Below are 13,097 nucleotides of genomic sequence, written 5' to 3' on the forward strand. Positions count from 1 at the left end.
CCTGCACCTGCACCTGCACCTGCACCTGCACCTGCACCTGCACCTGCACCTGCACCTGCACCTGCACCTGCACCTGCACCCGCGCCGGTGCCGGCTCCTGCACCCGTGCCAGCTCCCGCACCTGCACCCGTGCCAGCTCCCGCACCTGCACCGGTGCCAGCTCCCGCGCCTGCACCTGTGCCAGCTCCCGCACCTGCACCTGTGCCAGCTCCCGCACCTGCACCTGTGCCAGCTCCCGCACCTGCACCTGTGCCGGCTCCCGCGCCTGCGCCCGTGCCGGCTCCCGCGCCTGCACCCGCGCCAGCTCCCGCACCGGCACCCGCGCCAGCTCCCGCACCGGCACCCGTGCCAGCTCCCGCACCGGCACCCGTGCCAGCTCCCGCACCGGCACCCGTGCCAGCTCCCGCGCCTGCACCCGTGCCAGCTCCCGCACCGGCACCCGTGCCAGCTCCCGCACCGGCACCTGTTCCTGCCCCGGCGCCTGCCATCAGCGTCACCGCCGGCTTGGTCTGGAGCAGCGACAAAGGCGAGAACGCTGCGGACCTGACGGGGGCCACGGCGCAGTTCGACGCCCGAGGCGGCCTGACGGAGCTGAAGGACACCGCCGGCAAGAAGATCATCGAGCAGGGCACGCCCCTCGACGCGGGCAGCGATGGCGCCCTCGGCTGGGGGCGTTGGGCCGACGGCAAGTACAAGGTCAACGGCGAAGAGGCCAAGGGCAAGATTGCCACCCTGCACTACTTCACCACCACGTCGACGCCGACCGGCCCCACGGCGGGACTGTTCACGTCCTTCGCATCGACCGCGCCGACCGTGCAGTCCAACGGCAATCTCGTCGCCACCGGCACCGTCAACAGCGCCAGCGGGACCTTCACGGCCGCGCTGATCCTGCAGAACACCGGCACCGCGACCTACTCGCTGAGCGTGCCGGTTTCCGGCCAGACCTTCTCGCTGACCGGCGTGGCGACGCAGACGACGCTGACGACCTTTTCCGGCGTATCGTTGATCACGAGCACGGGACTTGCGTGCCTGGGTGGCTGCACCGGCAGCCTGGGCAACAATGTCTCGGTGATCGGCCAGATCGCCGGCACGGCAGGGACGCAGGCGGGCGTCATCTACGGTTTTGACAGCCGCCTCGGCAATATTTCCGGCGTCATCGTCTTCAAGCGCTGAGTTCATGACCATCCCCGGTCCCGAGTTCCCGTCCTCTGCAAGTCCCACCGCCGGCGGCGTCCTGCTGGTCCACGGCGGCGCGCCACGGGCCAACCAGGGCCTGGTCGACGGCTTGCGGCTGGCCCGCTTCGTCGTCCATGACTGCGGCGCCGACGAGGCCCTCGCCCTGGTGGACCGCGGCGACTGGGACGTGGTGGTGCTGGAAGCGCAATCCGACCTCGACGCGGCGATCGCGCTGGCCGCGGCCATCCGCGCGCGCTATCCCGCCACCGTGCTGCCCATCGTCATGCTGGCCGCCTCATGCCCCGCCGCCCAGCAGCAGCGCGCCTTCGACGCCGGCGCGAGCGACTGGATCAGCAGCACGGCCGACATCGCCGAAGTGGGCCGCCGCCTGGGGACGCTGGCCGAGCTGCGCCGCCTGCGCCGCCAGAGCGCCGTGGAGCACAGCCGCTTCGGCGCCGAACTGTCCTCGCGCTCGCTGCGGCTGAACGGCCTGATCGAGACCTGCATCGCAATGACGATGAGCCGCGATCGCGACGCGCTGCTGCAGCAGCTGCTCATCGAAGGGCGCCATCTGCTGAACTGCGACGGCGGCACCATGTTCATGGTCACCGAGCAGCAGACGCTGCGCTTCGAGCTGCGCACCCGCAGCGACCCGCTGCCGTCGACGCAGATCCCGCTCTACGACCGCGAGACCGGCCTGCCGAACGAGACCTATGTGTCCGTCTACACGGCGCTGCACAACCAGACCGTGCGCATCGACGATGTCTATGCCGAGACCCGCTTCGACCTCAGCGGCACGCGCGCCTTCGACGAGGCCAGCAACTACCGCACGGTGTCGATGCTGACGGTGCCCATCTCGCCGCGCGGCGGGGCGCCCATCGGCGTGCTGCAGTTCATGAACGCCATCGATCCGTTCACCGGCGCTGTCGTGCCCTTCGACCCGGATGCCGGCGCGCTGGTGGAGGCGCTGGCCGCCCAGGCCGCCGTCGCCCTCGACAACATGGAGCTGATCGAGTCGCAGAAGCAGCTCACGGAGAGCCTGATCCGCGTGCTCGCGACCACCATCGACGCCAAGAGCCCGCACACCGGCCGCCACTGCGAGCGCGTGCCCGAGCTGGCGCTGCGCCTCGCGCAGGCCGCCAGCGACGAGACCGACGGCCCGCTGCAGCATTTCGCCTTCCGCTCCGAGCGCGAATGGGAGGAATTCCGCATCGGCGCCTGGCTGCACGACTGCGGCAAGGTGACGACGCCCGAGTTCGTCATCGACAAGGCCACCAAGCTCGAGACCATCCACAACCGCATCCATGAAGTGCGCATGCGCTTCGAGGTGCTGCACCGCGATCTCGAGATCGAGAGGCTGCAGGCCCAGGCGGCCGGCCTGTGGAGCGAGGCGCAGGAGGCGGCCCACCGCGCCGACCTCGCCGCCCTGAGGCAGGACTTCGAGTTCGTGGCCCGCTGCAACCTCGGCGACGAGGCCATCGCGGACGGCGCGATCGAGACCCTGGCGCGCATCGGCGCGCGGCAATGGACCCGGCATTTCGACGACCGGCTGGGTCTGTCGGCAGCCGAGCTGGCCAGCCGCGCGGGCGAGCCCGTCCCGGCGCTGCCCTGCCGCGAGCCGCTGCTGGCCGACCGCCCGCGCGACATCGTGGCCCGCCCCGACGCGGAGCGGCTCGACCCGGCCTTCGGCTTCCGCATGGAGGTGCCGGAGCATCTCTACAACCGCGGCGAGCTCTACAACCTCGCGGTGCGCAGCGGCACGCTGACCGCGGAGGAGCGCTACAAGATCAACGAGCACATGGTGCACACGGTGATGATGCTGGAGCGCATGCCCTTCCCCAAGCATCTGCGGCGCGTGCCCGAGTACGCCGGCACCCACCACGAGCGCATGGACGGCCAGGGCTATCCGCGCCAGCTCGGCGCCGAGCAGCTGTCGGTGCCCAGCCGCATCATGGCGGTGGCCGACATCTTCGAGGCGCTGACCGCGGCGGATCGCCCGTACAAGAAACCCAAGCCGCTGTCGCAGGCGCTGGCCGTCATGCAGCGCATGGCCGGCACCCACATCGACGCCGGCATCTTCAACCTCTTCCTGCGCTCCGGCGTCTACCTGGAGTTCGCGCGCAAGCACCTCGGCGCCGACCAGATCGACGTCACCGATCCGACGCCCTTCTACGCCCTGGTGCCGCATGCCTAGCGCGGTGGCAGGTCTGCGTGACGCGGCCAGGCCCGGCGCCGCGCCGCGGCTGGCCGGCGAGCTGCTGGCGCTGTTCGAGCATGTCAGCCACGTGCGCAACAAGATGCAATGGGTCGAGCGCCACATCTCGGCCGACCTGCACGGCGCTGGCGACGCCGCCCTGGCCCGCGCCTGCGCGGCGGTGGCGACAGCCATCGATGCCCAGCCGGCCCTCTTCGACCGCCATGCGTATCACAACCGCCAGCACTTCTGCGAGGTCGCGCTGACGGCCTATGCCCTGTGCCTGGTGCACCGCCTCGGCGCGGACACCGCCCAGCTGCTGCTGCTGGCGGCCATGATCCACGACATCGTCCATGAGGGGCGCCCGCAGCCCGCCTTCGTGCAGGAGCGCGCCAGCGTCGACAGCATGCGCGAGTTGCTGGAAGTGGCGGGGCTGGAGCAAGCGCAGATCGACCGCCTGAGGGTGCTGGTGCTGGCCACCGACCCCGTCGCAGGCACGTCCTTCATGGCCGCCGCCTGCCGCGCCCATGCCGGCCGCACGGCCCTGGCGCTGACCGTGCCCGCCGGCGCGCCGGAGCTGGCCGCGCTGGTAGCCGACGCGGAACTGGCCCAGCTCGCGCGCCTGTTGTGCGAGGCCGACCTGCTGCCTTCCATCGGGCTGGACGCCGCGCACGCGCTGCGCGTGCAGCAGCGCCTGGCGCGCGAATGGCGGCGGCCCCTCGGCCTGGACGACAAGCTGGCCTTCCTGGACCTGGTGCTGCAGCAGGGCTATATCGGCGACTTCTTCCTGCCATGCGTCCATGCCACGCGGGCGGCCCTGTCCGCCGACCTGCATGCCCTCGCCCAGGACTGAGCCGCGCCTGGCCCGCTGGGCCTGGGTGGTTCCGCTGGCCGCGCTGCTGCTGGCCCTGGGCCTGGCCTGGCTGGAGCCACCGGCCTTGCGGGGCCTGCGCTACGCCGCCTTCGACCAGTTCCAGCGCTGGCAGCCTCGCGCCTACGACGACCCGCCGGTCCGCATCGTCGACATCGATGACGAAAGCCTGCGCCGCGTTGGCCAGTGGCCCTGGTCGCGGGAACAGGTGGCCAAGCTGCTGGCCGCCATCGGCCAGGCCGAACCGGCCTCCATCGCGGTGGACGTGCTGTTCGCCGAGCGCGACCGCAGCGGTGGCGATGCCGAACTCGCGCAGGTCCTGACGCAGCAGCGGGTGGTGCTCGGCTTTGGCATGACGGCCCGCCGCGCCACGCCGGCAGCGGGCGCCGATCCCAACGACGACGGCCTCGAGCTGAAGGCCGGCTACTTCCCGCTCGGGGGCGACCCTGCCCCCTTCCTGCCGACCTTCGCCTCCAGCGTGGCCAACCTGCCCGAGCTGCAGCGGGCCGCCGCGGGCCAGGGCGCCATGACCTTCATCCCCGATGTCGACGGCATCGTCCGCCAGGTGCCGCTGGTGCTGAACCTGGATGGGCGGCTGGTGCCTTCGCTGACCGCCGAGGCGCTGCGGCTGGCCGAGGGCGTTTCGCACTACACCGTGCGCAGCGCCGGCGACAGCGGCGGCGTCATCGATGTGCGCATCGGCGAGAGGCTCATCGCCACCGACGCCGGCGCGGCCCTCTGGGTGCACTATGCGCGCCCGCAACCGCGGCGCTACATCCCGGCCTGGCGGGTGCTCGACGGCAGCCTGCCGCCGGGCCAGCTCAAGGGCCGCATCGTGCTGGTGGGCACCTCGGCCCAGGGCCTGATGGACCTGCGCTTCAGCCCGCTGGGCGGCATCATCCCCGGCGTCGAAGTCCATGCCCAGGCCCTGGAGCAGCTGTTGAGCGGCCAGCACCTTGGCCGCCCGGGCTGGATGCCGGCGGCGGAGTGGCTGGCCATGCTGCTGGGCTGCGTCCTGGTGGGGCTGCTGGCCATGAAGCGCAGCGCCGCGGCCTCGTCGGCCGGCTTCCTGCTGCTGTCGGGCGCCATGGGCCTGGCGGCCTGGACGGCCTTCGTGCGCGCCGGCGTGCTGGCCGACCCCGTCATGCCCATGCTGGGCATGGCCCTGGTCTTCATCCCGACCACGGTGATGCGCTATCTGCAGAGCGAGCGCCGGCAGCGCTGGATGAAGCAGACCTTCTCGCGCTATGTGTCGCCCAATCTCGTCGACTACCTGATCACCCACCCCGAGGCCCTGGCGCTGGAGGGCCGGCGCCAGCGCTGCAGCTTCGTCTTCACCGACCTGGCCGGCTTCACGCGGCTCATGGAGAGCATGGACCCGGCGACCGCGGTCGGCCTGGTGAATCGCTACCTCGACCGCATGATCGCCATCGCCTTCGAGCACGACGGCACGCTGGACCGCATCGTCGGCGACGCCGTGGCCATCATGTTCTCGGCGCCCGTCGAGCAGAAGGACCATGAGCAGCGCGCCCTGCGCTGCGCGCTGGCCATGCACGCCTTCTCGCGCGCCTACGTCGACGAGCTGGCGCGCCAGGGCATTCCCTTCTCCGAGACGCGCATCGGCGTGCACACCGGCGAGGTGACTGTCGGCAACTTCGGCGGCGAGGCCATCTTCGACTACCGGGCGCTGGGCGACCCGGTCAACACCGCCGCCCGCCTGGAGAGCGCCAACAAGCAGCTGGGCACGCTGATCTGCGTGTCCGAGGCGACGCTGGCCGGCTGCCCGGGCGCCCCGGCGCGCCCCGTCGGCCGGCTGCGCCTGGCTGGCCGCAGCAGCTATCTGCTGGTGCATGAGCCGCTGTCGGCGCCCGACCCCGACTACCAGCAAGCCTACGAGCTGATGCGCGACGACAGCGACCAGGCCCTGGCCGCCTTCGAGGCCTTGTCAGGCGCCAGGCCCGATGATCCGCTGGTCAGCCTGCACCTGTCGCGCCTGCGTGCCGGCAAGCGCGGGGATGCGATCGAGTTGTTCGAGAAATAGGCCGGGCATCGCGTTTGCCGCACCCGGCTGACACGGCCCCAGGAGCCTTTGATGAGCTTTCTCCCACCCTATGCCAGCGACCAGCCCGACCGTAGCGAAGTCGACGCGCTGGCGGGCGCCACCGTGCTGGAGTTCGGCGCCAACTGGTGCGGCATCTGCCAGGCCGCTGAAGCCACCATTGCGGGTGCGCTGACTGCGCATACGGCGCCGACGCCGCTGCGTCATTTGCGAGTCGAGGATGGGCGCGGGCGGCCGCTGGGCCGCTCCTTCGGCATCAAGCTGTGGCCCACCCTCGTCATGCTGAAGGACGGCCGTGAGGTCGCGCGCGTGGTGCGGCCCGGTGGCGCCAGCGAAATCGCCGACGCGCTCGCCCAGCTCAGTTGAAGAAGGCCAGCAGGACCGGCGCCAAGGCCTTGGCGCTGACGTCATGGGCCTGGCCCTCGATCACCTGGCGCTGGGCGCCCGGGATGGCCTGGGCCAGCTTGTCGGCCGTCGCGCGCATGAAGGGCATGGGGCCCAGGCTGGCGCCACCGTCCAGCACCAGCGTCGGCACCTTGACCTGGGCGGCGATGGCGACAGGCACGGAGCGGTCGTCACCCAGCAGCGCGTTGTCATGGGCCAGCGTCGGCGCCATCTTCAACATGCCCGGCCAGGCCGGCGAGGCCTTCAGCTTGGCCACGGCGGCATCCGGTGCGCCGACGAACTTCATGAAGGCGGTGACGGCCTCGGCGTTCTCCTTGGCGGCGAGCTGCTTGTCCAGGCGGGCCGCGAAGGCCTTCCATTCCTTGGCCGCGCCGTCGGCCTCGCTGTAGGGCGCCTCATAGAGGGCCAGCTTCCTGACCTTGCCCCCCAGCGCCGCCGCCGCGTGCAGGGCCAGGGCTGCGCCGGAGGACTTGCCATAGACGTAGGCCGAGCCGCCGGCCTTGTCGATGAGGGCCTCGATGTCTTCCACCTCGCGCCGGACGGCATAGGGCTGGGTGTCGCCGCTGTCGCCCCGGCCACGGCGGTCATAGCTGTAGACCGTCAGGCGGGCCGACAGCAACTGCGCCAGTTCGGCGGCGCCCTTGCGGTCCGACAGCGCGCCGCCGACCACGATGACCGCCGGGCCCTGGCCGAGCTTGTCGTAGGCAATGCGCGTGCCGTCCTTCGACGTGACCGTCTGCGCGGCCTGCCCCCAGGCGAGCGAGGCCAGGCAGAGCAGGCCGGCCAGGCCGGCGGATTTCAGCAGCAGGGTGATGGCGCTGTTGGCATGCATGTCGTCTCTCCTGAAACAGGCCGAAGCGCGGCAATCGACGTGCCAGCAGACCTCTAGAACGTCAGCTTCACCGAAGCCGCGCTGCGCTGGGCGGCGCCATGGAAGACGGCCTCGATGTTGTTGCCGTCGGGGTCGGTGGCGAAGGCGGCGTAGTAGCCCGGGTGGTAGGGCCGCTCACCCGGCGCGCCGTGGTCCTGGCCGCCGCTGGCCAGCGCGGCCCGATGGAATGCGTCGACCATGGCCCGGTCCCGCGCCTGGAAGGCCAGGTGGACGCGACCGGTCAGCCTGCCCTGGGCCGCCTGGCTGTCGGCCGTCGACACGAACAGCTCATCGGCCCAGAAATAGTCCTCGGCGCTGCCGCCGATGGGAATCTCCAGCACCTGGAAGATGGCCTCGTAGAAGCGCCGGCTGGCCGGCAGGTCGCGCACGACGAGCTGGATGTGGTCGATCAGCCGGCCGCGGTGCAGCTCCTGCGTTTCCATGGTTGCCCCGTGCAATGGTGAGTGGAATGGCCATGTTAGGAGCCAGCGCGGCGCAAAACTGTTTCAACAGGATTCCGCTGCGACACCGCTGCGGCAGGCCCCGGCTCATCACCGCCAGCCGCAGTTCATCCGCCCCCGCCGGCGATTGGTCGTGTCGCGCTCGCGCCGCTGCTCGTGCTTGCAGACACTGCAATCACTGACACAGCCAACCCACCGGAGCCCACCATGAACACCGCCGCCCAGACCTTCGTCGTCGCCCTCGCCTCTGTCGCCGCTGCCGCCGTCCTCGGCGTGGGCCTGGCCAACAGCACCGCAGCGCCCACGACCGAGATCGTGAAGCTGGAGCGTGTGGTCGTGGTCGGCAAGCGTGCCGACGCCACGGTGGTCGCCAAGCTGCCGCGCGTCATCGTCGAAGGCCGCCGCGCCCTGCCGGTCGAAACCACGGTGGCTGCAGCCCCGACGGCTGTCCGCCGCGTCTGACCCCCCGCTGCCGTCAGTTCCCACCCGCCGCCGGCGGGTTTTCCTTTTTTTGCAAGCGCTTGGCGACGCGTCTCATGCAAACTGGGTGCATGCGATCCCTCCTTCGCCTGCTCGCCCTCGCCGGCCTGGCTGCCCTCTTCACCGGCTGCGCCAGCAACAGCGACTGCGGTTCGCCCTACGCCGCCTCGCCGCAGTTGCAGAACTGCCTCTTCGCCAATCCGCCCAATCCCGACACACCGCCGGGCGCCAGCAGCTGGTCGATCTGGACGCGCTTCATCTTCGCCAGCAAGACCGGCACCGTGCCCGTCGACGCCATTCCCGTGAGGCCGCTGACGACGGCCCAGCTCGAGGCGCTGGACCCGCAGGCCAACCACCTCGTGCGCCTGGGCCATTCCTCGCATCTGCTGAAGCTCCAAGGCAAGTTCTGGCTCATCGACCCGGTGTTTGGCGAGCGGGTTTCGCCCTTCAGCTTCGCCGGCCCCAAGCGCTTCCACGCGCCGCCGCTGGCCCTGCAGCAGCTGCCGCCCATCGAGGGCGTCATCCTGTCGCACGACCACTACGACCATCTGGACGTGCCCACCATCGAGTTCCTGGCCACGCGGGCGCAGCGCTATTTCGTGCCGCTGGGCGTGAAGGCCCGCCTGGTGGAGATGGGCGTGCCGGCCGAGCGCGTGCAGGAGTTCGACTGGTGGCAGGGCGCCAGCCATGCCGGCGTGCAGCTGACCGCCACGCCGGCTCAGCATTTCTCGGGCCGCACTCTCTCCGACCGCAACAGCACGCTGTGGGCCTCCTGGGTCATCCAGAGCGGCGGCCAGCGCCTCTTCTACAGCGGCGACTCGGGCTATTTCGGCGGCTTCAAGCAGATCGGCGAGCGTTTCGGCGGCTTCGACCTCGCGCTGATGGAGAACGGCGCCTACGACGCCTACTGGCCCGCCGTGCACATGACGCCCGAGGAGAGCGTCAAGGCCTTCCGGGACCTGCGCGCCAAGGTGCTGTTCTCGGTGCACAACAGCACCTTCGACCTGGCCTTCCACACCTGGCAGGACCCGCTGAACCGGCTGGCCGACCTGGCCCAGGCCCAGGGCATCGAGCTGGCCACGCCCGAGATCGGCGAGGTCATGACGGTGGGGCAGCCGCGCGGCAACAAGCGCTGGTGGGTGGGGCTGAGATAGTCAGAGGGCCTTCAACACCACCGGTTCGATGAATCGAGCGATCCCGTCCTATGGCTCTTGAGACCGGCTAGGCTGCGCCAGACGGTGGGACGGATCGTCGAAGGCCTTGCTGGAGAGATTCAGCATGCGACGCATCACGGGCAGGTCTTCTGCACCGAGCGCGCGGACGGCAAGGCCGCCAGACATGCCGCGCCTAGTCAGCCGATTGCACCGCCGTTCCGGTCGCCGCGGACATGCTGTCCTGCGAACCAGCGGGCAGATGGATCTGCATCTCCAGCGTGGCCACGCCGAAATTCACGGTGGCCGTCAGCGAGACCGGGCGTTCCGCGAGCGGCCGAGACTTCAGCTCCGCCACGGCGATCTCCAGGATGCTGCACATTTGCGCCGTCGAAACGCGAACCGCTTTCTCGTTGATCGCCTCTGACGCCGAGCTCGCTGCATTCGCGATGGATTCCGCGCCGGTCTTGACCGAAGTCGTGATGCCTTGGACGGCGTCGCTGGCCGTCGAAGCGACCTGCGTTCCGAGGCCCTTGATCTTGTCGAGCATTGACGAAGCTCCCCTTCTGATGTCGGAGCGCTAGCCTAGCAAACCGGCCATGGCCAGCTCGAGCGTAGCTCGCGATGCCATGGAATCGATTCCACGCCAAAACCCGGAACAACCTGGAAACGCCTCCCTCCCTAGGACCTTTCCCAGGCACCGTTGACAAGCATCGAGCCCGTCTTGGATACTGATTTGGAACCGGTTCCATACAACAGACGGAGACAAGACGTGACACAACGAGGGTTCGTGGGGGGCAGTGCCGCCCCGCTGGGAAGTTCCGCGCGCGGCGCATTGCTGGGCGGGCTGCTGGGTGCGGCGCTGCTAGCCGGTTGCGGCGGCGGAGGCGCGTCCTCGCCGGCCCCCAGCCCGGCTCCTGCCCCGGCGCCAGCACCTGCGCCTGCCCCGGCGCCCGAAGGCCTCACGCTGCTGAAGACCGACGGCAGCAAATGGGTCAAGGCCAGCGGCGCCCAGGTGCTGCTCAAGGGCACCAACCTCGGCAACTGGCTGGTGCAGGAGTTCTGGATGATGGGCCAGGGCGGCAATGGCGTCACCGACCAGTGCACGCTGGAGGCCAAGCTGACCGAGCGCTTCGGCTACGAGGAGAAGGAAAGGCTGATCAAGCTCTTCCGCGACAGCTGGATGACCACCCGCGACTGGGACCAGCTGCAGGCCTTCGGCTTCAACATCGTGCGCCTGCCCATCCTGTGGAGCGTCATCGAGGACGAGAAGAAGCCCAAGACCCTGCGTGCCGATGCCTGGAAGTATCTGGACTGGAGCATCGCCGAGGCCAAGAAGCGCGGCATCTATGTGATCCTGGACCTGCACGGCGCCCATGGCGGCCAGACGCCCAACGACCACACCGGCTGCGCCGGCCAGAACAAGTACTGGACGGACACCGAGGCGCAGGAGCGCACCAGATGGCTGTGGCAGCAGATCGCGACCAAGTACAAGGATGAGCCGGCCGTCGCGGCCTACGACCCGCTGAACGAACCCTGGGGCTCCACCTCGGAGGCCATGGTGGCGCGCGTCGAGGACCTGTACAAGACCATCCGCGCCATCGACGACAAGCACATCGTGCTGCTGCCCAGCCACTACGGCAGCATCGAGGGCTACGGCAACCCGACCGCCAAGGGCTTCACCAACGTCGCCTTCGAGATCCACCCCTACCCCGGCCTGTTCGGCGACCGGCCCGGCGACTCGGCCTATATGGTCCACCGCGACTGGCTGCGCTGCGGCGCCAGCGGCACCGGTGGCGTCTGCGGCTACAACAAGCAGGTCAGCGATCTGAAGATCCCCCTGCTCGTCGGCGAGTTCCAGCCCTGGCAGGGCGCCGGCCTGGACCTCGGCGGCCAGATCGGCCGCGCCACCTATGACACCTATGCCGGCTATGGCTGGGCGTCCACGTCCTGGTCCTACAAGCTGGTCAGCCCGGCCGGCGGCTCGGGCAAGGGCACCTGGGGCATGGTCACGAATGCGGTCAACACCAATTTCGACACCGGCGTCGGCATGGTGGCCAAGGCCAGCACCTGGGACTGCGCCGGCTGGGACTCCAGCTTCGCCAATGCCTGCGCGGTCAAAGCGCCGACGATCAAGGTCGGCGGCACGGGAGCCAAGACCTATTACTTCGTCATCAAGAGCGGCGCGGTCAGCGGCAGCAACCCCGACGTCAGCTTCGACAGGATCAGCATCACCAACACCGCCAGCAATGCCGAAGCCATCAGCAACGGCAGCTTCGGCTCCAGCAGCGGCTGGACCGCGCTGACCATCAGCGGCAAGCTGAATCTGGACTTCAATGACGCCACCGCGGGCAAGGCCCCGGCCGGCAGCGAGGGTGCCGTGCTGCGCGTGACGCGCCCTGCCGGCGTCAGCGGCGAGATCAATGGCGGCGTCTACCAGGCCATCACCCTGCAGGGCGGCCAGACCTACACGCTGAGCGGCGTCTTCAAGGACAACGGCAGTGCCAACAGCTGGGCCGAGATGTATCTGGTCGACAAGGAGCCGGTGCAGGGCAAGGACGTCATCGACATGAACGGCAAGGTGGACTTCGCCACCGCCACCGTGGCCGAGATCGAGGCCCTGTTCAAGAGCTATGCCACCCAGACCCTGGAGGCCCACTCGGGCCTGGCGCAGTGGATGACCAGCACCGCGGTGCCGGAGGTCTTCCAGCTGCCGGCGCGGCCCGCGGGCCTGAAGCTGGTGGAGGGCAGCAACAGCAACGCCCTGAGCTGGACCGCCAGCACCGACGCCAAGGTCACGGGGTACAACGTCTACCGTGCCAATGGCGCCGGCGGCAACTACAGCAAGATCGCCGACAAGGTCGCCACTGCCAGCCACACGGACAGCACGGCAGCCAGCGGCACGACTTATTTCTACGTCGTGACCTCAGTCACCGCGGCCAACGAAAGCTATTACAGCGATGCCGCCAGCACCGCCATCACCGCCGCGCCTGTCCCCGCGACCCTGCAGGCGGAGGCCTTCACGGCCATGAGCGGCGTCCAGCTGGAAAACTGCAGCGACGCCGGCGGCGGCCAGAACGTCGGCTACTTCGATCCGGACGACTACATCGAATTCAAGATCAACGTCGCCACCGCCGGCAACTTCACCATCGACTACCGCCTGGCCACCGCCAATGGCAGCACCGGCTTCGAGGTCTGGGTGGATGGCGCCAAGGTGGTCAACGCGATGGAAGTGCCCAACACCGGCGGCTGGCAGACCTGGGTCACCAAGACCAGCACGCCCTTCGCGCTGACGGCCGGCAACCACACGCTGCGCCTGAAATCCGTCGGCAAGGAGTGGAACCTGAACTGGCTGAAGGTCAATGCACAGTAAGGACGTCTAGCCCACAGACGCGGGGCGGCCCCCTAGAACCCCAGGCTGCCGCCCAC

Annotated in this window: 11 protein-coding genes and 1 pseudogene; 8 read left to right on the top strand and 4 right to left on the bottom strand. The window is 69.6% G+C overall.

Features of this window, described 5'->3' with window-relative positions:
• Positions 1–457, bottom strand: a pseudogene (locus AC07OY_RS19310) (hypothetical protein); the annotation flags it as partial.
• Here AC07OY_RS19310 and AC07OY_RS19315 point away from each other — a divergent pair.
• The 5 genes from AC07OY_RS19315 to AC07OY_RS19335 are packed head-to-tail and all read left to right on the top strand — an operon-like array spanning position 442 to position 6,666.
• Positions 442–1,173 carry a hypothetical protein gene (locus tag AC07OY_RS19315; RefSeq protein WP_495044241.1) on the top strand — a complete coding sequence of 244 codons (732 nt, stop codon included), beginning with the start codon at positions 442–444 and terminating at the stop codon, positions 1,171–1,173. The pseudogene AC07OY_RS19310 and the gene AC07OY_RS19315 sit on opposite strands and share 16 nt — an antisense overlap.
• 4 nt (positions 1,174–1,177) lie before the next feature.
• Positions 1,178–3,370 carry an HD domain-containing phosphohydrolase gene (locus tag AC07OY_RS19320; RefSeq protein WP_495044242.1) on the top strand — a complete coding sequence of 731 codons (2,193 nt, stop codon included), beginning with the start codon at positions 1,178–1,180 and terminating at the stop codon, positions 3,368–3,370.
• Positions 3,363–4,223, top strand: coding sequence for a hypothetical protein (locus tag AC07OY_RS19325; protein ID WP_495044243.1), 861 nt, complete (start codon positions 3,363–3,365; stop codon positions 4,221–4,223). The genes AC07OY_RS19320 and AC07OY_RS19325 overlap by 8 nt, the downstream gene beginning before the upstream one ends.
• Positions 4,204–6,282 (top strand): CHASE2 domain-containing protein, encoded by a 2,079-nt coding sequence (locus AC07OY_RS19330; RefSeq protein WP_495044244.1) that lies wholly within the window; start codon positions 4,204–4,206, stop codon positions 6,280–6,282. Before AC07OY_RS19325 ends, AC07OY_RS19330 begins: the two co-directional genes overlap by 20 nt.
• A gap of 51 nt (positions 6,283–6,333) precedes the next feature.
• Positions 6,334–6,666: a thioredoxin family protein gene (locus AC07OY_RS19335; RefSeq protein ID WP_495044245.1), complete on the top strand. Its 333-nt coding sequence runs from the start codon at positions 6,334–6,336 to the stop codon at positions 6,664–6,666.
• Here the strand turns inward: AC07OY_RS19335 and AC07OY_RS19340 are convergent.
• On the bottom strand, positions 6,659–7,537 hold the full coding sequence (locus tag AC07OY_RS19340; RefSeq protein WP_495044246.1) for an alpha/beta fold hydrolase: 879 nt from the start codon (positions 7,535–7,537) through the stop codon (positions 6,659–6,661). The two genes, AC07OY_RS19335 and AC07OY_RS19340, sit on opposite strands and share 8 nt — an antisense overlap.
• A gap of 53 nt (positions 7,538–7,590) precedes the next feature.
• Positions 7,591–8,019 carry a VOC family protein gene (locus AC07OY_RS19345; protein WP_495044247.1) on the bottom strand — a complete coding sequence of 143 codons (429 nt, stop codon included), beginning with the start codon at positions 8,017–8,019 and terminating at the stop codon, positions 7,591–7,593.
• Between the two features lie 225 nt (positions 8,020–8,244).
• Here AC07OY_RS19345 and AC07OY_RS19350 point away from each other — a divergent pair, with 225 nt between their 5' ends.
• Entirely contained in the window at positions 8,245–8,499 is a 255-nt protein-coding gene (locus tag AC07OY_RS19350; protein WP_495044248.1) for a hypothetical protein, read from the top strand.
• 89 nt (positions 8,500–8,588) lie between these two features.
• Positions 8,589–9,671 carry an MBL fold metallo-hydrolase gene (locus tag AC07OY_RS19355; protein WP_495044249.1) on the top strand — a complete coding sequence of 361 codons (1,083 nt, stop codon included), beginning with the start codon at positions 8,589–8,591 and terminating at the stop codon, positions 9,669–9,671.
• 193 nt (positions 9,672–9,864) lie between these two features.
• On the opposite strand, the gene AC07OY_RS19360 is transcribed toward AC07OY_RS19355, so the two are convergent.
• Positions 9,865–10,218 carry a hypothetical protein gene (locus tag AC07OY_RS19360; RefSeq protein WP_495044250.1) on the bottom strand — a complete coding sequence of 118 codons (354 nt, stop codon included), beginning with the start codon at positions 10,216–10,218 and terminating at the stop codon, positions 9,865–9,867.
• A 222-nt stretch (positions 10,219–10,440) separates the two neighbouring features.
• Between AC07OY_RS19360 and AC07OY_RS19365 the strand changes: the two genes are divergently transcribed.
• The gene (locus AC07OY_RS19365; protein WP_495044251.1) at positions 10,441–13,041 is read left to right on the top strand and encodes a carbohydrate-binding protein; all 2,601 of its coding nucleotides are present in this window, start codon (positions 10,441–10,443) and stop codon (positions 13,039–13,041) included.
• Positions 13,042–13,097 lie beyond the last annotated feature (56 nt).

The sequence above is a fragment of the Roseateles sp. GW821-FHT09H10 genome, assembly GCF_059415865.1.

Bases quoted from the DNA above. Each gene is read 5' to 3' on its own strand.
- AC07OY_RS19320 (WP_495044242.1), top strand. From the start codon at position 1,178: ATGACCATCCCCGGTCCCGAGTTCCCGTCCTCTGCAAGTCCCACCGCC.
- AC07OY_RS19325 (WP_495044243.1), top strand. From the start codon at position 3,363: ATGCCTAGCGCGGTGGCAGGTCTGCGTGACGCGGCCAGGCCCGGCGCC.
- AC07OY_RS19330 (WP_495044244.1), top strand. From the start codon at position 4,204: ATGCCCTCGCCCAGGACTGAGCCGCGCCTGGCCCGCTGGGCCTGGGTG.
- AC07OY_RS19335 (WP_495044245.1), top strand. From the start codon at position 6,334: ATGAGCTTTCTCCCACCCTATGCCAGCGACCAGCCCGACCGTAGCGAA.
- AC07OY_RS19340 (WP_495044246.1), bottom strand. From the start codon at position 7,537: ATGCATGCCAACAGCGCCATCACCCTGCTGCTGAAATCCGCCGGCCTG.
- AC07OY_RS19345 (WP_495044247.1), bottom strand. From the start codon at position 8,019: ATGGAAACGCAGGAGCTGCACCGCGGCCGGCTGATCGACCACATCCAG.
- AC07OY_RS19350 (WP_495044248.1), top strand. From the start codon at position 8,245: ATGAACACCGCCGCCCAGACCTTCGTCGTCGCCCTCGCCTCTGTCGCC.
- AC07OY_RS19355 (WP_495044249.1), top strand. From the start codon at position 8,589: ATGCGATCCCTCCTTCGCCTGCTCGCCCTCGCCGGCCTGGCTGCCCTC.
- AC07OY_RS19360 (WP_495044250.1), bottom strand. From the start codon at position 10,218: ATGCTCGACAAGATCAAGGGCCTCGGAACGCAGGTCGCTTCGACGGCC.